The sequence below is a fragment of the Streptomyces sp. NPDC038280 genome, from assembly GCF_055600045.1.
The window spans coordinates 192885-211490 of record NZ_JBVJYZ010000006.1; the positions used below are offsets into that span (position 1 = coordinate 192885).

The window sequence follows — 18606 nt, forward strand, 5'->3', positions numbered from 1 at the left end:
CGAGCGGAGCGCGTCTGAGCCGAGCCGACGTCGATGAAGGGTCCCCGTGCTTGGCACGGGGACCCTTCATCGTTGCTGCGGAGGGCGCGGGCCGTCGCTCAGGCGGGGGCGCGGGTGCCGCTCAGGCGGGGCGCCGGGTGAGGCGCGGGCCTGCGCTCAAGCGCGTGCGCGGTCACACGGGACGCCCAGTAACACAGCCGCGTCCCCGAACCACGGGGCGCGTCGGCGCTGCGGGCGCGGCGGGTCAGCCGGCGAGGAGCTGCTTGACCGCGGAGGCCACACGGCCGCCCTCGGCGCGGCCCGCCACCTTCGGGTTCACGATCTTCATGACGGCGCCCATGGCACGCGGGCCCTCGGCACCGGCTGCCCTGGCCTCCTCGACGGCCTGGGACACGATCGCGTTCAGCTCGTCGTCGCTCAGCTGCTTCGGCAGGTACGCGTCGAGGACCTCGCCCTCGGCCAGCTCGCGCGCGGCGGACTCGGCACGCCCGCCCTGCTGGAAGGCCTCGGCGGCCTCACGACGCTTCTTCGCCTCCTTGGCGATCACCTTCTGGACTTCGTCGTCGGAGAGCTCGCGGGCCGTCTTGCCGGAGACCTCCTCCTTGGTGATCGCGGCGAGGGTCAGCCGGAGCGTGGACGAGATCAGCTCGTCGCGCGCCCTGATGGCGGCGGTGAGGTCTTCCTTGAGCTTGGACTTGAGCGTGGTCATGCGGACAAGTGTGGCAGGTGCGGCAATGTACTCGCCCGCGCATTTCCGAGCCCCTCCAGGTCTGCGACGATGGAGACATGCGTGCGCGATACGGGCTCCCGATGAAGATCACGGCAGGAATCACGGCCACCGCTGCGGCGGGTCTGGTGTACGCGGCGGGCTTCGAGGCCCGCTCTTTCAGGCTCCGGCGCGTCACCGTGCCCGTACTGCCGCCGGGCATGAGAGACCTGCGGGTCCTTCAGGTGTCCGACATCCACATGGTGTGCGGGCAGCGCAAGAAGCGCGCATGGCTCCAGTCGCTGGCCGGCCTGCGCCCCGACTTCGTCGTGAACACCGGCGACAACCTCTCCGACACGGAAGGCGTACCGGAGGTCGTCGACGCGCTCGGGCCGCTGATGGAGTTCCCGGGTGTCTATGTCTTCGGCTCCAACGACTACTACGGCCCGCAGCTGCGGAACCCGGCGCGCTATCTGTACGAGAAGGCGAAGGGCCGGCACGGCCTGAACGGCAACGCGCCGGTGGTCGGCGCGGTGCACAACCCTTGGGAGGGACTGCGGGACGCGTTCGACGCGGCGGGCTGGGTGAACCTCACGAACACACGGGGGCGCCTGAAGCTCGACGGCCTCGACCTTGCCTTCACCGGGGTCGACGACCCGCACATCAAGCGGGACCGCTACGAACAGGTGGAGGGCGGCCCCGACCCCGACGCCGACTTCTCGATCGGCGTGGTCCACGCGCCGTACCTGCGCTCGCTGGACGCCTTCACGTCGGACGGCTACCCCCTGATCCTCGCCGGCCACACCCACGGCGGTCAGCTGTGCATCCCCTTCTACGGGGCGCTGGTCACCAACTGCGACCTGGACACGGACCGGGTGAAGGGCCTCTCGACCCACTCCGCCTCGGGCCACCTCTCCTACCTCCACGTCTCAGCGGGCTGCGGCACGAACCGCTACACCCCGGTCCGCTTCGCCTGCCCTCCGGAGGCGACGCTGCTGACACTGACGGCCCGGGACTGATCACGAACGCGGCCTCGCGCCGGGGCCCGCCCCCCACCTGCGAGGCCGCGAAAACCGGATTTCGTCTCCGGCCGCGGGTGGGCTAAAGTAATCGATGTCGCCGCGACGGAATGCCTGAGCAGTGACATCGGGGTGTAGCGCAGCTTGGCAGCGCGCTTCGTTCGGGACGAAGAGGTCGTGGGTTCAAATCCCGCCACCCCGACAGCTTAAACACCAGGTGAGGCCGGTACTGATACCAGTACCGGCCTCACCTGTTTCTGCTTGCGTGTCTATCTGCGTGACTACCGCTCCCCGCGTGTCTACAGCCGCTGCGGATCGGCGCCGAAGATCCCGTCCATGACCACGGCACCGGTCTGGATCACGGGCCGGATCTGCTTCCGGTAGACCTCCTCGGTGACGGCCGTCCCGGAGTGCCCGACGAGGCGGGAGATCACTTCCAGTGGAACGCCGCGGTCGGAGAGCAGGGACACGAAGCTGTGCCGGAGCTCCCGGGGCGTCCACTCGTCCGCATTGATCCCGTCGATGTCCTTGAGCGCCTGGCGGAAGGCACGGCGGACGTTGGCCGCGTCGAGCGGCTTGCCCACGGCCGAGGAGAAGACAAGGCCGTGTTCCTCCCACTTCTCGTCGGCGGCAAGCCGGTCCCACCCCTGATCTTCGAACTGCTGCCAGAGAGCTTCGACGCAGCGCGCCGGCAGGGCGAGGGTCCGCCGGGACTTCCGGGTCTTGGTGTCTCCGCCACGCCGGACCGAGCGCCACACCGCGATGTGCGGAGGCTGAGGCGGGTCGGCGTCCGGGATGCCCTTCAGGAAGACGTGGTCCCAGGTGAGCGCTCGAAGCTCCTCGGTACGGGCACCGGTCAGTAGGGCGACGACGATGTACGTGTACATCGAGGTCCCCTCGGCGCCCTTGAGCACTGCTTCGGCCTGAGCGAAGGTAAGCGCCTTGGAAGGGCGCCCGGCCTGCCCCTGAGGCACCGAGCACAGCTCCACGACGTTGCGCTTCACCTTGTCCCTGGCCATGGCGCGCTTGACCGAGCGGTTCAGGCAGGAGTGGATCGCCTGAAGCGTGCGGGTGCTGAGTGTCTTCGACTTGGCGGCCAGCCAGCGGTCTACATCCTCCGCGCTCAAGTCACGGAGCTTGCGAGCACCTAGGGACGGGATGACGTGCGTCCGGGTCAGGGTCGTGCAGGTCTCAGCCGTGCTCGGGTCGATGCCCACCAGGCCGTACGTGAGCCAGTCCGTCACCGCGTCCTTGACCGTGTAGTTGGTGGGCGCGATCGCGAGGCCGTCCTCGTGATCCCGCAGCACCTCCTTGAGCTTGCTCTTGGCCTCCGTCTTGGTCTTGCCACTCCCCCGCTTGACGATCCGCTTGCCGCTCGGATCGAAGCCGAGGTTCGCCGTGGCGATCCATCGTTGCCGCTTCTCGTCCCAGTGGAGACCGCCGTCACCACGGCTACGACGCTTGGTCATCAGGCCGCACGCTCCATCTGCCCCGCGATGAAGTCGCCCACGGCGGAGACGGGGATACGCCGGCAGCCGTCGACCTTGATGGAGACCAGGCGGCGGGTGCGGATCAGGTCGTACACCTTGGTGCGCCCGACCTTGAGCCGGGTCATGACCTCTGGAACGGTCAGCAGGTCCTCAGGCATTTCAGTCCCCCATGTCGTCGTATTCGGGGAGATCGCTCAGGGCCTCCCGTGCGGTTTCGCGGTTGATGCGGATCTCGCGGGCGATGTTGGCGGCGAGCCAGGATTCGCCAGGTGTGTGGCCGTGACCGGCGTAGGCCCAGTGGGCGACGACAAGGACGGTGGCTTCCGGGTCCTCGTCAGGCTCGGGCAGGCCGAGCGCGGTGCGTTGCTGGGCGGCGCGGTAGTCGGCGCGGACCTGGCGCAAGGCGCCGAGGGTGGTCGAGTAGCGGCGGGACTTGGTGGAGAAGTGGCCCCGGAAGCCGAGCATGTGGGCCCAGGCCCGAAGGCGTCGGTCCGGGTAAGCCGGATCAAGGTCCATGCACGCTTCCATGAGGCGCCGGGGGTGGTCGGGCACGTCGAGGAGAATGAGCGCTTCCTTGTTGCCCACCGGGTGGTCTACGGCCCCGGTCGCCTCGGCCGCCTTGGTGGCGTACTTGGCGACGTAGGCGGCGACCGCCTGTTCTGTCAGGTCTTCGCCCTGGCCGAAGTCGCCGATGGGTTGAACGTCGAGCTGCTCGCCCCACGCCAGCTGCACGTCCTGGTCCACGCCGTGCTCGGGGGCAGCGGGCACAGTGACTTGGGCACGGGCGGCGGCGGCCCGGATCGCGTCGGTCAGCAGGTCGAGAGTGGCCCATGCCGGGGGCGGGGAGTCGGGGCCCTCCGGTCCGTCGAAGCGGATCACGGCGTGGAAGTGCACGGCCCCGCGCTTCTGATACTCAGCGACCTTGCCGAAGGAGACACGGGTCTGCTCGCGGGCCGCATTCTGCGTGAGGCCAGCGCGGCGGGCGATCTCGCGGCGGAGGTAGATCGTGAAGTACCGCCACAGCTCGGAGGCGTGGTTGTTCCACAGCACCGCGCCCGCGTAGTCGTATGTTTCCGGGTCGAGTGGGGTGCCGAGTTCGAGTGCGTCCTCCTGGTGGCGGGTGCCGCAGCGGCAGGGCCGGGTGCCGGGGCGGTTGTGAACCGGGCCGAAGGACGGGGCGGTCAGGGTGGCGAAGACGCGCGGGTGATCGCGGATCGTCTCGGGGGTGCCCTTTTCGGGGGCACCGACGAGCCCGGCGCGAATCAGGTGATAGGTGTCCCCCGCGTATGTCCAAGCGCAGGCGGGGCAGCGCGAGGCCCGACGATTGCCGCAGGCGACGCGCAGGACGCCGCCGGGTTCGGCGTCGGTTGTGTAAGCGTGGAGCACGGTCCGGGTTGCGGGGTCCAGGAGCTTGGTGCCGCCGGTGAGTCGGACGGGCGCGGCGCATCCCCCGGTGCGGCGGATCTGGTCGGTGAGGCGGTCGAAGCCGGGGGACCCGGCCACCCGGAGCAGATCGCTCAGGGTGGCCGGGTCCAGGCCCGCCGCAGTGGCGGTGTTGGTCAAGGTGGTCACTTCCCGGCGCGGACGACGGCCGCGGGGACGGTGTGGCCAAGCCCCCGGCAGGTGGGGCAATTCACGCAGACGGTGTCCCGGGTGCCGTCGGAGGTCCGGAGGCCCGTGGTGATGGTGGCGGTGGCGAAGCCGTCGCAGTCGCGGCACACGCGCCGGGTCGAGGCGGTCTCGGGCATCATGAGCATTCCCTTTCGGGTCCGTTGGATCTGGATGGGGTTCAGGCGCCCGGGGCGGCGGAAGTTTGGCGACCGAGGCCGCTCCGGGGGCCGCTCAGCGTGTGTTGCGCCTGCCGTGGCCCTTGGCCAGGTACATGGAGGAGTCGGCGGCGGACAGCGCGTCGGTGAGGACGGGCACCGGCAGGTGTTCGCGGTGGCAGTGACCGACCGAGGCCGAGACCGGCAGGGTGCAGCCGTCGTGCGTGACCGGTTGGTCGAGCGCGGCCTGAAGGGCGCCGAGGCCGGGGGTGTGGGCGGGGTCGGTGACGATGGCTGCGAACTCGTCTCCACCGAGGCGGGCGGCGATGCCGTGGCGCCCGCACCAGGCGGTCAGGCGGCGCGCGGTCTCGGTGAGCACTGAGTCGCCGACGGCGTGGCCGTGGGTGTCGTTAATGGCCTTGAAGTCGTCCAGGTCGACCAGGAGCACGAGCGCGTTCGCGTTCTTGGTCATCAGGTGTTCGGCGCGGGAGGTCCAACCGGCGCGGGTGTGCAGGCCGGTCAGGGGGTCACGTCGGGCGGTGGCCAAGCGGCGCAGAAGCATCCCGCCGTGCAGGGCCCAGCCGAGGGCCGGTAAGCCAGCGGCAGCAATCGCGTACGTGTCCATGTGGGTCACCGGCCCTTCTGCATATCGCGGAGGAGCAGGCGCAGGACGACCGCCACGGAGACGCTGGTGATGGCGACCGCCAGGAGCAGCGAGACGAGGACGGCTCCGACGACCAGGACCACGGCTCCACCGCCGACCGTGAGCGCGACCGCGCTGCCTGGGGTGAGCTGGACCGTCGTGCGGGCTGGGGCGACCGGGGCAGGGGCCGGGGTGGTCGAGGTGAGTGCGGTCGAGTGGTCGGGCACGGTGTGCCGGGTCGGGATGTAGGTGTCCGGGGTCGGGTACTTCGGGGTGAACACGGGTGGGTTCCTCTCAGGCGTTGCAGCGGTGGGTGCGGGCGGCGAGTTCGGCGGCGGCGCGGGTGAGGTAATCAGCGGAGAAGTCACAGCCGGGGGCAGCGCACACGGCGGTGTGCTTGGTGCGGCCCCGGCCGTCGTGGTGAGTGCCGACGCGGACCGGTCCGATGCGGATGACGTTGTAGAAGCGGTTCGGGCGCACGGGTCTTTCTCCTCTCAGGTCAGACGAGTTGGAGGGCGATCGAGTCCGCCAGTGCCGGCGGTACGCCGAGGCGGCTGCGCAGGGTGGCCGCGTCGATCGGGGCGCCGGTCTGTGAGCGATGGGCGTCCGCGATCTTCCGAGCGTGGTCGAGCAGCGCGGGCGGCACCGGCACGGCGGGAGCCAAGGAAGCAGGCTCGGGAGGAACTTCCGGCGGTGCGGGCGGCAGCTCGGGCGCCGGTTCCGGAGCGCGCTCCACGGTCAGATCCGGCACCGGTTCGGCGTTGGGCTCTTCCGAGGGGGCCGGTTCGGGCTTCGGCGCCGGGGTGTGTGCGTGGGCGAGGAGCGTGCCGCCGAGAAAGGCGAGGGCAGGCCACCCGGCGACGAGGATCCGCAGCCAGGCCGGAACGTTCTGCATGTCGAGCAGTCCGGCGGTGGCGACGTTGGCGCCGAGCGACGCGGTCAGGGCGATGGCGAACCAGAGCCAGGGGTCGCGGTTGCCCGCGTCGGTACCCATCCGGCGCCAGGCGGCGACCATCAGCAGGTCGACGCTGACCGGGTAGGCCCAGGCCTTCCATCCGTCTTGTCCAGCCGCGGCGGCCAGGTCGTGCAGGTGGGCGAAGGACAGGGCACCGGCGATAACGGCCTGGATGAGTACGGCGTCGAAGCGGAGGGTTCGGAACACGGTTCACCTCCTTTCGGGCATGGGTCGGGTAGGGACCTGGCGTGAGACGGTCACGCCGACCGAGGGGGAAGGGGTGTCAGTCCGTCGCCAGGATCGGCTTCACCAGCGGGACGGGTTCGGCGGAATCAGCCAGAGCAGGGGCCGTCGACCGATACGCCGCGAGGGCCGGGAGGCTCGGCGTCAGGTGCGCGTACTCGGCGCAAATCGCGGCAGCCTCGGCCGCGCTCAACTCGGGCGTACGAATGCGGGACCAGCCGCCAGAGGAGTCACCGGCCACCGCGACGCCGGGCCGATCGGGCGGGATCGTCGTCACCGCCACGACCGCGTCCGGGGCGATGTCGCCCAAGCCCATGTCGGCCGTCTGCTTGTCGTTGACCCGATGCACGACACGACCGGTGAGCTGGGCGCGCAGGGTAGTGGCGCCCCTTCCGAGGTCGGAGCCGAACCGCTGGCCGCAGACCTCCAGGAAGATGCCGGCCGCGCGGGCCATCTGCCCCAGCCGGATCATCTGCATGACCATCCGGTCCCGGCGTTCCTCATCCTTCTTCCCGGCGACGAGAAACAGCTCCGCGACCTCGTCCACCAGGACCACGACCGGCACCGGCCGCGCCATTTCCGGCAGGGCCCAGATGTCGGCAGCCCCGTGCTCACTAAGCAGGTCGAAGCGCCCTTCCATCTCCCCCACCAGGGCATCCAGGAGCCCGGACGCTTCTTCGGGGGTAATCGCGAGGGCCGATAGCCGGGGCGCGTACCCGCGCTGTTCGACACCCCGCTTGCAGTCGATCCCGACCAGAGCGACGTCCAGGCGGGCAAGCCCGGCGATCAAGTTGCGCTGATACATGGACTTGCCCGACTGGTTCGCGCCGAGCGTCAGCGCGTGCGGGACCTTCAGGTAGTCCCGCACGTACGCGGTCCCGTCTTCCCGGAGCGCGACCGGAACCGTCATTGGCCCGGAGATGCCCCGGCGCGGCATCTTCACCCGCTGCAGCACGTCGTAACCGGTCATCCGCAGCTCGACGTAACCCGGCTTGGTCTCCACTACGTTGACGGAATGGACGCCCCAGGCGTGCCGCAGCCGCTCCGAGGCCGCCATCACGTCGGCGGGCTCAAGGCCGGCGGGGAGACGGAGGGTGACCCGCATCCCGGTCGAGGTACCCCGAACCCGGCGGATCTTCGGCGGCACCGGCTGGATGTCGCTGCGTCGGGCCACGCTGCGGACGAGAAAGGCGCGGAAGCGAGAGGGCTGCACGGTCAGCCCGCACACGTCCATCGTCGAGCGGTACGTCATCGTGAAGCGCACCTGGGTGACCGGCAGACCCACCAGAGACCAGAACACCCGAGGCGCCCGCACCTTCGCATACCCGAGGCCACCGGCCCCAGCCAGCGGGACGCCTACCTCCCATAACGTCGACAGGTCCGTCATAGTCAGGCCCCCAGCGGCGTGACGGCGACCGCGCGGAACGAGATGCCGTGGCGGGCCTGACCGTTGAACGTGTTCTCCCAGTCGCGGGCCTTGAGGCCGATCACCGACACCGGCGTACCCGGCGCCAGACCCTCGGGAAGGCCGGTCTCCGGCACGGTCACCTGGTAGAGGTTTCCTTCACCCTCGTCGGAGATCAGGAGACCCACGGTCGAGAGTCCGGCGCCGGTCTCCCGGTCCATGGCGCGCTCACCGGTCTGCTTGCTGACGAGCTTGGGCGTCGGAGCGGTCGCGACGAACACGACGGCAGTCGAAAGATCGATCTTGAAGGACGGCATGTTCCACTCTCCCGATAAGGGGGGCTTAACAGCCCGAGTGTCGTTCCCCCGCGCGCGTTAAGGGGGGATTAGCACCCAAGATGCACTCGATTGGTGCGAGGCGTCAACCCCCCCTTAGCATGTTGCGTATGAAGTCAGATCCCCGTCCGGTTTCGCGAGGTGTTCGGCGTGATTGAGGAAGTGCGGCGCGTCGCTGCCATGCAAGATCACGCGCTCCGCGCGAAGGCCGCAGTGGAGTTGATGACGGAGCTACAGGCGGCCGTTGTCGAGACGTCGCGCATGCGCAAGGAGAGCATCGCGTGGCTGCGCGACCACGGGCACTCGATGGCTGACGTAGCGAAACTCATGGGCGTAAGCCGGGCGCGCGTCGCCCAGCTCCGTAATGCCGGCCCGCCACCGGAGCGAGCGTTCCTCGGCACCCAGCACGCCCAGGTGATCGTGCCCATGCGGCCGGGAGAGCGGGAGTACGTGGCGCTCGAAGACAGCTCCACGGGCCAGAAGCTCTTGGCACTCGCGCATCAGCTCCAGCTCGAAGGCGACCTGGGCTATATCCCGACCTCGGGCGAGATCGACCTCAACCGCGACGATCTCATCGTCGTGTGCGGCCCCAAGACATCACCCGTGACGGCGGCAGCCCTCCAGGCGGACCCACGGCTCTCGTTCGAGACTCTGCCGGACGGCCGTTGGGCCCTCATCGAGCGGGACAGCGGCAAGACGTTCACGTCACCGAGCGACGATCCGGACGATCCGGCGCTCTCGGATGTGGCCTACCTCGGCAGACTCCCGAGGCCCGATGGGGAGGGTACGTTCCTGCTGGTCGCGGGCGTGCACGCGGTTGGGTCACTGGGGGTCGCGCACTTCCTCACGGAGAATCTCGCGGACCTCTACAGCCGAGCCGGAACGGCCGAGTTCTCGATGGTCATCGAGTGCGACTACGAGCAGGGAACGAAGGCAATCACGGACAGCCGTGCTGCCAGCGAGGTGCTGTTGCACGAGGTGAACTGACGTGCACTTCTCCCAGACCAGCCTTCCCCGTCCCGGCGGGCGCAATGAGGACTTCGCGATCGCCAGCCCGGAGTGCGCCGTGGTGCTGGACGGCGCCGGCACCCCGAACGGCCTGCCCACCGGGTGCGTCCACGGCGTGGCTTGGTTCGTCGAGCTGCTCGGGACGATGCTGCACCGCGAAGCCGTCGAGAGCGGCCGGGACTTGGGCCGCTGTCTCGCCACCGCCATCGAGGACACGGCGGAGCTCCACCGGACGACGTGTGATGTGGGTAGTCCGTTCTCCCCGTCAGCAACGGTCGCCGCACTCCGAAGCCGCGGGAAGGAAATCGAGTGGCTGGTGTTGGGCGACGCCGTTCTCGTCCTCGACGGCGGTCGAGACCCCGAGGTCGTCACGGATCAGCGCTTGGCGCGGGTGGCGAGCCAGGAGCGGGCCGCCATGCGTACGGCTGCGCGGAGATCAAAGGGGGAACTGGGGGCGCACACCGCACTGGTGGAGGCCGAGAGGGCGATGCGCAACCGTCCGGGTGGGTACTGGGTCGCGGCCGCGGAGCCTGAGGCGGCGGACGAAGCCCTCACAGGTCGCATGCCGATCGCGCAGCTGAGGCGGGCAGCCCTTCTCACCGACGGCGCAGCCCGGTTCGTCGACACCTTCGCCCTTGGTGACTGGTCCACCTGTCTCGACGTCTTGGAGCACCACGGCACAGCAGACCTCATTGGCCAGGTTCGCGACGCCGAGCACAGCGACATCGACCTTGAGCGATGGCCGCGCTCCAAGACGCACGACGATGCAACGGTGATCTTCGTTCGCGTCTAAGGCGAGCTGTTACAGGTTTCTCTACCTCATCAAGCACCCGGCTGCGCTCCGCTCCGCCGGGCGGGCTTCCCGGCTCCGCTCCGCGCGACGCTCCTGCCTCCGGCCCGCTCCGCGCGCGCTGCGCCGACGCCCGCCCCTACGGCTGGGATAGGCCCAAGGCATGAGTCGAGCCCCAACGGCCGCGATTCCCAACCCGTCACCGACATGCCTCCGGCGGGGGCGCTCAGGCTCCAGGATGGCGGGGGCTCCGTACGCGGGTGCCGGCCGGTGGGGTGCTGAGGCGGGGGAACTCCCATCCCGTCCGCCATCGACCCAGGACAAGCCGAGCAGACACAGCACCGGGCGTCCAGGTCGTTCGTACAGTGGCGCGCTCCACCTGGACGCCCGGCACCGCGCCCGCTCCACATACGTGTGGGTCGACGGCAGACGGGATGAGAGTTGGGGCGAGTGGTGGGCGGGCGAGACCCACGCAAAACCACTGCATGGCCCACCTGCTGTGGTTACGCTTCTGTGGACTACCCAAGCGATGAGCAGCGGAGAGCAGTGGAATACATAACGGCTACCTTCATCGTGAAGCTCACCGACCATCCCACGTCGGAGCCAGACGAGGTTTGGATTCTCAGCCTCGACAGTTTCCAGATGCCGGCCGACGACGTCATCGAGGAGCTTCAGGCCCTGACGTGGCTCGATGGAGCCGAGTACCCAGCCATGAGCCACATCAGTTCTCGGCAGGGGATCACCAATTGGGGCGCCTCCTCTTCGTTCATGGAGTTTGTTCTTGAGATGAGCTCCAACGGCATGGGAGGTATCGCAACCGTCATCGTTTCCGAGGCGGTCAAGACGCTCTACTCGAAGCTCCGGGAACGCTCTCAGGGCGACCACTGGGGAGAGGCGGTCTCAGAGGAGACCGCTATTGCGGTGGCCAAGCAGCGCATCGCAAGCCAGTACAGCGTAGAGGGGGACAGCCTCACCCTTTCTCGATCCGAGACCGACGCGGCGAACCGCAGCTGCCTCTTCGCCTTCAGCCATCCGGATGGACGGTCCTTCGGTGCCGAAGTGGGCATCCTGAAGGACGCCCCCACGTGCATGCGAATTTGGCGCCAGATTGCGCCCGAGTGACCAGGCGGTAGGGCCCAAGCTCCACATGAGTGTCTAACTGAGTGACAACGGCGACGGACACCGGCGGACACCTGCGCACTCCGACGGACTATCTAGGCAGCTCAGGGCTGCGCCAGCCCAAGGAAGCGAGCCCACCCGAGTTGCTTCGGGACGAAGAGGTCGTGGGTTCAAATCCCGCCACCCCGACAGCTGAAACACCAGGTCAGGGGCCTGATCCACTCAGTGGATCAGGCCCCTGAGTCGTTTTCGGAGACCGTTTGGGAGAAATCTGCGAGAAGATCTCGGAAGCGCTCTCCCACGGCGCCTTCCGCGGAACTCCGCACACCTCCAGCCCGGCGAGGGTTCGGGCAGCCTTCTGGTAGCTGGCGAACGCCATCTTCAGCGCCGAGGCGGAGCCGACGCCGCCGCTCGCACGGCGGACATGCAACGCAGTCTCTTGAACCGTCGAGCCCGGCCGGATCTCCTCCGCGATACGCCGCATCCGCTGCGGGTTGATCGCGTTGGCGTCCACGTACGCCCCAGCGTGACGGGGAGACGCTGCTGGCCGGGCCGCTCCGCCAGAACGTCCACCGACCGCCCCAGGGCCCAACTTTCACCGAACTAAGCCGCCCTGCCAGGCCCTTCACGGCTGCGGTCCCCGAGCGAGATGGCACTCTGGCGGCATGGCAGAACTCAACGGGGAACCGGTCGAGCCGTCTCAGCTTCAGACCCTGGCCCTGACCAACTACGGCCACTTCACTTCGATGCGCGTGGACGATGGCCGCGTACGCGGCCTCTCTCTGCACCTGGAGCGGCTCCGGCGTGACAGCCGAACCCTCTTCGATGTCGACCTCGACCCGCAGCGCGTTCGCGAGCTGGCCCGCCGGGTCGCTCCCCCGACCGGGTCCACGACCGTCCGCGTCACCGTCTTCGACCCCCGCCTGGAACTCGGCCACCCGAGCAAGGCCAACGACCCGCACGTGCTGGTGACCTCTCGTTCTGCAGGCGCCCTCCCACTGCCTCCGCTCAGGGTGCGATCCACGACGTACGTACGTGACGTGCCAAGCGTCAAGAGTGTCGGCCTCTTCGCGACCCTGCACCACCGTCGTCAGGCACAGCTGAACGGATTCGACGACGCCCTTTTCCTCGACCACAAGGGCGTGATCTCGGAGGGAGGCACCTGGAACATCGGCTTCTTCGACGGCAACCGGGTGATCTGGCCGAACGCCGACTGTCTCGTCGGCGTGACCATGGATCTCCTCAAGGACGCCCATGACCACGACGAGCGTACGGTCCGGCTGGACGACCTGAAGAACATGACGGCCGCATTCGCCACCAACGCGGCCATCGGCGTCCGGGCCATCAGCTCGATCGACGGAATCGAGCTACCCGCATCCCACGCGATCATCGACGCTCTCCGCAAGGAATACACGGAGATCGAAGGCGACTTGCTGTAACGCTCCGAAGCTGGCCTCCCACTACATCGTGGTCCTGCCCGAAGAACGCAAACGGCACGGCGCAGCTCAGGTCGCCGCGGCCGTGCCCTTAGGGCACGGCTGTCCACTGCCACGGCCTCGGTCCCCTCTGTCCCATGAGGCACCCCACTCGGTACTGCACCTCCTGGAGTGCCGAGGGGCAGTACGCCGAGGTCATCGCGCGCGACACCCGCGCGGAGTTCGACTCCGCTCTCGCCGAGACGACGAGCCTCGTCGACGCGCTGACGCGGGAGCTGCGGATCACCGCCGAGCTCCCCGGACCCGACGCATGGCCGCTGCCGGGGAAACGGAAGGAAGTGAAGGCAGCCCGCGTGCCCTCCGCGCCACTGCTGAACGGCATCGCCGTGTGCCTGGTTGATGTCGCCGACGAGGCCCGGCGCGCTCGCCTCGCCGAGCATGACGCTGGCCGATGGGGCGCTCCGGCGGTCGACGCCTTCCTCGGCTGGGCCGCATGGCACCGGAAGCATGCCCTCGACCCCCGTCACCGGCCCGACGTCATCGTCGACAACGGCTTGCCCGAGATGGCCTGGCACCGCTGGACCACGTGGCACGCCGGTGACCCCCGATGGCGCACTCAACTGCTCGACACCAGGACCAACCGATCACGAAATCCGTGGACCAGGTTGAGCGGTGGATCACCGAGCAGCGCGACGCGCATCAGACCGGCCAGCTCGCCCTGAGTCACGATTGGGCTTCGTGATCCGTACGAGCCGTCCGGGCGCTTCATCGACGATCTTGCTCGAGGCGGACTCCGATGGAGGTTGTCTTTTCTCGTGACCATCGACTCCAGCCATGACAACGCACCTGCCCGTCGCATCGACTGCAAACAGAACGGCGCCGACTCACGCAGGTGAGTCGGCGCCGCGCCTGATATCAGACGTCGATGCGGGCGACCTTGCGGCCCACCTTGAGGTACAGCTCGGCACCTTCGAGTGCGCCGATCTCGCTGACGACTTCGCCGAGCGTCTGCTGAACAGAAGCCTCCGTGAGTGGCGTCGGCTGCTGGTCTCCATTCGATTCACGGATCAGACGGAGGCCCTTCTGCTGAGCCACACGGCGCACGGCGGAGATGCTGGGAGCGAAGTCCAGCGTGCGGCTGATCAGCGCCCCGAGCGTGTCTTCGGCGTGGTCCTTCAGGGAGATGACGGGGAGGTTCTGGGTGTCCCCGAAGGAGCGCTTGGAGAAGCGCGCCGTGAACTCCGCGCGAGCGGCGGCAGCAGCGTCCAAGCCGTGGAGGGCGGCCACCACCTCGCCGGCGAGGATGCGCTTGATCGCCATCGGGTGCGCGGTCCCCTCCTCCAGGCGCTTGGTGACCACGCGGATCTCGTCGTCCGTCCACTCAGTGAGCAGTTGGAGGTACGGCTCGGTGAGGTGGTCGGGGACGGACATCAGCCGGCCGTAGACGTCATCAGGCGACGCCGTCAGGCCCACGTAGTTGCCCTTGCTCTTGCTCATCTTGGCGCCCGTGCCGTCGGTGCCCTCGATGAGCGGAGTGGTGATGACGACCTCGGGTGCCTGCTCCGAGATCTCCATGACCTTGCGGCACATCTGGAGGTTCAACAGCTGGTCCACACCGCCGAGTTCGACGTCGGCGTCGATGGCCACCGAGTCCCACGCCATGACCACGGAGTAGACGAACTCGGCGACGGACAGCCCCTGTCCCTCGGCGAGCCTGGTGCGGAAGTCCTCGCGCTGGAGCGACATGGAGACCGGCACCCGGGCGAGGACCCCGACGAGCTCCGGCAGGGTGACCTTGTTCAGCCACTCGCCGTTGAAGCGCAGGTCGGCACGCTCGAAGTCGATGAACGGCGTGACCTGCTGCTGGTAGCCGCTCAGATTGCGAGCGATGTCCTCGTCAGTGAGGGTCGGCCGCTCCGAGGACCTTCCCGACGGGTCACCGATCTTGGCCGTGACGTCACCGATGATGAAGACGACGTGGTGGCCCATCCGCTGGAACCGGCTGGCGATGATGATCGGTACCGCGTGGCCGAGGTGGACGTCGGGCGAGGTCGGGTCGATACCGTACTTGACGACGAAGGGGCGCCCGGCGGCCTGCGCGGCTTCGATCTTCTCGGCAAGCACCGCTGCCGAGGGGATCAGGTGGTTCGTGCGTCCCTCGACCAGGGCGGCCTGCTCCTGGGGGGAGAGGTCGGAGAGGTCCAGGGAGCGCCGGGCTGTTGTCTCGTCGAGCAGCTGCGCGACCGCATAGTCCGCGCCCAGGTCCGCTCCATCCAGGATGTGCATGACACGGGTGACGGACTCGCTCAAACGGCTCATGGCCCTTATACGCTCCTGGGTCGGACAACTGGCCTGACCAGTAGGGATTGAAAGCAGCGATTTTATCGTCGCATCGGCAGAATGATCACGATTGAGCCTGCTCGCCTGGGTCTGTCGTGAGCCGGACCAGCGGCCGACCCGCGATCGCGCTGGAAAGGGACCGGAGCCACGGGGCCATTGGGTCTCGGGCTCGGAGCGTGGCGATGAGCATTCCCGGAATCAGGATCATTGCGGATAGGCGCTGAGTTCGCTGCAGGGCGGATTCCACTCTTTGCCCAGAAGCAAGGGCACGGAAGTGCCGGGAGATCCGCCTGAGTTGGCGAGTGGTCGCCCAGGCTGGAGGATTCCCGCACATAGCGCGGAGCCGATCCGAAAGTCCCAGACACACCTCGGCCCGATAATCCTGCGACAGGCCGGGCGTATTTCGGTCGGTCATGCCGCGCGGGTGCACTCGCGTTTGTTATGGCCTGTTCGAGATGCCGGCCGTAGTTGTGGCAAAGGATCACGTACGAAATGCGCGGAGGGGTGCTCACCAGTCACCCCCGTACACGCGGGCGTAGTCGTCCAGGATCGTCCTGTGTTCCTGGGCCCTGTAGTCGAGGAACTCGCAGTCGAGGCGGCGGGGTCTGGAGCCGAGCCGCGCTGCCGCATTCTCCAGCGCGGTCAGGAACTTCTCTCCGAAGAGATTGGGGTGCCCCTGCGACCAGTCGAACCATTCGGGTTCTTCGACGAGCCCCTTGTGGCGCTCGTACTGCTCGGGCAGGTGACCCGTGAGGGAGCAGACGGAAGCAGGTTCAGGTCGAAGGCCACCTCCAGCTGTTCGGAGTGACTGCCCCAGAGGTACGGCAGCAGCAGCGAGTCCGAAGCCAGCCCGGCGTCCGCGGGGCTGAACGCGCGCAGAGGGACGTGGAGCCTGCTGTGGGGATCTGGATCCCCACACTCCAGTTGACCATGGTGGACAACTGGCCCCTGCTGGTCCGGGAGGCACCGAACATGAGGTACCTGGCCCCCGACCCCCAGCCTCGCGCTCCAGGTCAGCCGGTGACGCGGGGGCAGCGACGTATCCGTAGGGGATGACCGCTGCACTGAGACGCTCGCCGAGAACCTCCGTCAGCTTCGTGACGGATTCCGCAGTCGAGCGTGTTGTCGAGGTCGAAGAAAACCAGGAGGGGTTGCACATCCCACGGCCTACGGCGCGAAGGTCAGCTCCCAGCGAGAGTGAGACCACCCCGGTGGCCGTTCTCAGCGCGGGGCCTCCTGGGCCCCCCGCTCCCTGCGGACGCTGCCCAGCCAGAGGACGTCGCGGGCTCGGGTCATGGCCACGAAGAGCTGGCTCCGGGCGAGCTCGTCCCGTTCGCGTTCTGCTTCGGGAGTCCCGGCGCTCCTCATAGGAGCGGCGTCGTAGTTCGGCAAGTAGACCCGTTTGAATTCGAGGCCCTTGGCGCGGCGGTAACTGCCCAGCTTCACGGCCTCGACAGGACGCCCGTCGTAGTGCTCCAGCAGGCACACGGGGATGCCCGCGCGGGCAAGAAGGCGTTGACAGTGCCCGATGGCACGCATGGAGGGACACAGGACAGCGGCGTCTGCCAGCGTGTGCGGCGACAGGGCGCGAAGGGCGTCCAGCAGGGCCCGGTCGTGTTCCGCCGTTGTCTCCGCTCTCACGCGGTGGACGTGGCCGTCGTGGTACGTCAGGTCGACATCCCGGCGACCCGGGCTGCGCAATCCGTCGATGTCCTCGAAGGCGTCCTCGGCGACGACTGCGAGAGCTGCCTCCAGGATCTCCTTGCTGTTGCGGTAGTTGACCCGCAACACCTGTCCTCGATCGCCACGGATGTCCACGCCCGCGTCGGAGAGGCGGAAGCCACCCGGATAGACCGCCTGCTGGCCGTCGCCGATGAGCAGCAGACCGTTGGGGGCGTCCCCGACCAGCGCGTGCAGGAGCCGGACCCCGATGAGGGTCAGGTCCTGTACCTCGTCAACGATCACAGCGGTGTAGGGCGACCGATGCTGTCGACTTCCCTGGCCCACCTCTGCCAGGGCGAGGGACAGGACGTCGTTGAAGTCGTGTACCGCGCGTTCGGCGCGCGCGCGTTCGTACGCCTCGTACAGTGCCCATACCGCCTGGCGGTGCGACCTGCGCAGGACAGTACGGCGCCGGCGCCTGGGCACAGCGGCATACTCCTCGAAGGACGTGATGCCGCGGCCCTTGATGACGTAATCGATCTCCTCACGCCAGTAGCGGTGGCCCGAATCGATCTCGGTGAGGCAGCTGCCCCGGCCGACGTGTTTCCAGGCAAGGCTGAAGGCGGTCTCCGCCTTGTCCCCATGCAGGCGTACCGGCACCTCGCGGCTCTGCAGGAATTCCTGGGCCCAGGAGTGGAGACTGCGGAAGTCGACGCGATCCGCCACGGACGGCGCCATGGCCTTCAGGAAGGTGCCCTGCACGCGGGGCAGGTTGTTGGCAAAGGTGACGTACAGGATGCGCCCGTCGGTGCGTTGGGCGAGATGTGCCGCCCGGTGGAGACCGACGACCGTCTTGCCCGTACCGGCGGGACCGCTGATCCGGGCGGGACCCGCCCAGTTCCGCCGGACAAGAGCGACCTGGTCAGGGTGGAGAAAGGTCATCCATTGCTCGATGGGAGCCTGCCGCGCCTCGTCAAGGGCGGCCTCGCGCAGCGTTCCGATGTCGAAGAGGCCATCGGCCTCGCCGTCCACCGCCTGGTCGTCGCGTCGAACCGTCTCCGGAACAGCCGAGTCTTCGTACTCGGGAAAGACCCGCTCCAGATGGTCGGCGATCGCCCGGATCTGCGCCGGCTGAAGCCGGCGGCGCTCCGAGAACAGAGAGGGTCCGACCTCCCGTTCGCCGAGCAGCCGGATCCTGCCCAACTCGGCGTCCAGCTGTCGGCCCGCGAAGACCATGACCGGCCGCACGGCCACGGGCGACAGCCCCAAGGCCCCCACCGCACTCTCCGCCGCCTTGGTCACCGCAAGCAGCTTGCGCGCGTGTTCGTCCCTCGGCTCGCCGCCGGCCCAGAGCCTTCCGTAGGAGACCTCCGGAGCGGCCCGCCAGTTCTTGACGTCGATGACGAAGACGCCACCGGGGCCGACGAGCAGCATGTCCACGTTGGCGGCACGCGTTCCCGGCCACCGCCGGTCGACCAGCAGCCGCCATCCGTGCTCGGTCAGCACCAGCAGTTGAGCCGCGACGCTCCGCTCCCCCTCGCTCGCCGCCTGCCATCTGCGGGCCTCCTGCCGAGCGGCCTGCCACTGCTCACGTAAGCGCCGTTCCTGCCGCCGCGCCTCCTGCGCCCGCCGAGACGCCGAATCGCCAGCAGCCATGCCCCGCCCCCTCGTACACCGAGTAGCGATCAT

At 68.4% G+C, this 18606-nt stretch carries 20 protein-coding genes and 1 tRNA gene; 7 read left to right on the plus strand and 14 right to left on the minus strand.

Annotated features, from left to right (window positions below; translation table 11 throughout):
* Positions 1 to 244: 244 nt before the first annotated feature.
* Complete coding sequence (locus ACZ7J0_RS15690; protein WP_468711526.1) at positions 245 to 709, minus strand: GatB/YqeY domain-containing protein; 465 nt, start codon at positions 707 to 709, stop codon at positions 245 to 247.
* A 77-nt stretch (positions 710 to 786) separates the two neighbouring features.
* Between ACZ7J0_RS15690 and ACZ7J0_RS15695 the strand changes: the two genes are divergently transcribed.
* Positions 787 to 1725: a metallophosphoesterase gene (locus tag ACZ7J0_RS15695; RefSeq protein ID WP_470887629.1), complete on the plus strand. Its 939-nt coding sequence runs from the start codon at positions 787 to 789 to the stop codon at positions 1723 to 1725.
* 128 nt (positions 1726 to 1853) lie between these two features.
* A tRNA-Pro gene (locus ACZ7J0_RS15700) sits at positions 1854 to 1927 on the plus strand.
* Positions 1928 to 2024: 97 nt separating this feature from the next.
* Here ACZ7J0_RS15700 and ACZ7J0_RS15705 read toward each other — a convergent pair.
* The 10 genes from ACZ7J0_RS15705 to ACZ7J0_RS15750 form a co-directional block, all read right to left on the minus strand.
* Positions 2025 to 3194, minus strand: coding sequence for a tyrosine-type recombinase/integrase (locus ACZ7J0_RS15705; protein ID WP_470887631.1), 1170 nt, complete (start codon positions 3192 to 3194; stop codon positions 2025 to 2027).
* Positions 3194 to 3373 (minus strand): helix-turn-helix domain-containing protein, encoded by a 180-nt coding sequence (locus tag ACZ7J0_RS15710; protein ID WP_470887633.1) that lies wholly within the window; start codon positions 3371 to 3373, stop codon positions 3194 to 3196. The genes ACZ7J0_RS15705 and ACZ7J0_RS15710 overlap by 1 nt, the downstream gene beginning before the upstream one ends.
* A 1-nt stretch (position 3374) precedes the next feature.
* A complete protein-coding gene (repSA, locus tag ACZ7J0_RS15715) occupies positions 3375 to 4778 on the minus strand; it encodes a replication initiator protein RepSA (RefSeq protein ID WP_470887635.1) in 1404 nt (467 codons plus the stop codon).
* 5 nt (positions 4779 to 4783) lie between these two features.
* Positions 4784 to 4966 (minus strand): hypothetical protein, encoded by a 183-nt coding sequence (locus tag ACZ7J0_RS15720; RefSeq protein WP_470887637.1) that lies wholly within the window; start codon positions 4964 to 4966, stop codon positions 4784 to 4786.
* A 91-nt stretch (positions 4967 to 5057) separates the two neighbouring features.
* Positions 5058 to 5606: a GGDEF domain-containing protein gene (locus ACZ7J0_RS15725; protein WP_470887883.1), complete on the minus strand. Its 549-nt coding sequence runs from the start codon at positions 5604 to 5606 to the stop codon at positions 5058 to 5060.
* Positions 5607 to 5611: 5 nt separating this feature from the next.
* On the minus strand, positions 5612 to 5905 hold the full coding sequence (locus ACZ7J0_RS15730) for a SpdD-like protein (RefSeq protein WP_470887639.1): 294 nt from the start codon (positions 5903 to 5905) through the stop codon (positions 5612 to 5614).
* Positions 5906 to 5918: 13 nt separating this feature from the next.
* Positions 5919 to 6104, minus strand: coding sequence for a mobile element transfer protein (locus ACZ7J0_RS15735; RefSeq protein ID WP_470887641.1), 186 nt, complete (start codon positions 6102 to 6104; stop codon positions 5919 to 5921).
* A gap of 19 nt (positions 6105 to 6123) precedes the next feature.
* A complete protein-coding gene (locus tag ACZ7J0_RS15740; RefSeq protein WP_470887643.1) occupies positions 6124 to 6786 on the minus strand; it encodes a DUF2637 domain-containing protein in 663 nt (220 codons plus the stop codon).
* Between the two features lie 76 nt (positions 6787 to 6862).
* The gene (locus ACZ7J0_RS15745; protein WP_470887645.1) at positions 6863 to 8209 is read right to left on the minus strand and encodes an FtsK/SpoIIIE domain-containing protein; all 1347 of its coding nucleotides are present in this window, start codon (positions 8207 to 8209) and stop codon (positions 6863 to 6865) included.
* A gap of 2 nt (positions 8210 to 8211) precedes the next feature.
* Positions 8212 to 8544: an SCO3933 family regulatory protein gene (locus ACZ7J0_RS15750; protein WP_470887647.1), complete on the minus strand. Its 333-nt coding sequence runs from the start codon at positions 8542 to 8544 to the stop codon at positions 8212 to 8214.
* A 168-nt stretch (positions 8545 to 8712) separates the two neighbouring features.
* Between ACZ7J0_RS15750 and ACZ7J0_RS15755 the strand changes: the two genes are divergently transcribed.
* The 3 genes from ACZ7J0_RS15755 (at position 8713) to ACZ7J0_RS15765 (ending at position 11482) form a co-directional block, all read left to right on the plus strand.
* Complete coding sequence (locus ACZ7J0_RS15755) at positions 8713 to 9549, plus strand: sigma-70 family RNA polymerase sigma factor (protein WP_470887649.1); 837 nt, start codon at positions 8713 to 8715, stop codon at positions 9547 to 9549.
* 1 nt (position 9550) lies between these two features.
* A complete protein-coding gene (locus tag ACZ7J0_RS15760) occupies positions 9551 to 10363 on the plus strand; it encodes a protein phosphatase 2C domain-containing protein (protein WP_470887651.1) in 813 nt (270 codons plus the stop codon).
* 570 nt (positions 10364 to 10933) lie between these two features.
* Positions 10934 to 11482, plus strand: coding sequence for a hypothetical protein (locus ACZ7J0_RS15765; RefSeq protein ID WP_470887653.1), 549 nt, complete (start codon positions 10934 to 10936; stop codon positions 11480 to 11482).
* A 202-nt stretch (positions 11483 to 11684) separates the two neighbouring features.
* Here ACZ7J0_RS15765 and ACZ7J0_RS15770 read toward each other — a convergent pair whose 3' ends face one another.
* Positions 11685 to 11993: a hypothetical protein gene (locus ACZ7J0_RS15770; protein ID WP_470887655.1), complete on the minus strand. Its 309-nt coding sequence runs from the start codon at positions 11991 to 11993 to the stop codon at positions 11685 to 11687.
* Between the two features lie 151 nt (positions 11994 to 12144).
* Here ACZ7J0_RS15770 and ACZ7J0_RS15775 point away from each other — a divergent pair, with 151 nt between their 5' ends.
* Complete coding sequence (locus ACZ7J0_RS15775; RefSeq protein WP_470887656.1) at positions 12145 to 12918, plus strand: aminotransferase class IV family protein; 774 nt, start codon at positions 12145 to 12147, stop codon at positions 12916 to 12918.
* Between the two features lie 134 nt (positions 12919 to 13052).
* The gene (locus ACZ7J0_RS15780) at positions 13053 to 13637 is read left to right on the plus strand and encodes a hypothetical protein (protein ID WP_470887658.1); all 585 of its coding nucleotides are present in this window, start codon (positions 13053 to 13055) and stop codon (positions 13635 to 13637) included.
* Positions 13638 to 13830: 193 nt separating this feature from the next.
* Here the strand turns inward: ACZ7J0_RS15780 and tyrS are convergent, their stop codons facing one another.
* Both tyrS and ACZ7J0_RS15790 read right to left on the minus strand, forming a co-directional pair.
* Positions 13831 to 15234, minus strand: coding sequence for a tyrosine--tRNA ligase (gene tyrS / locus ACZ7J0_RS15785; protein WP_470887660.1), 1404 nt, complete (start codon positions 15232 to 15234; stop codon positions 13831 to 13833).
* Positions 15235 to 16476: 1242 nt separating this feature from the next.
* Positions 16477 to 18573, minus strand: coding sequence for a nuclease-related domain-containing DEAD/DEAH box helicase (locus tag ACZ7J0_RS15790; protein WP_470887662.1), 2097 nt, complete (start codon positions 18571 to 18573; stop codon positions 16477 to 16479).
* Positions 18574 to 18606: the final 33 nt, after the last annotated feature.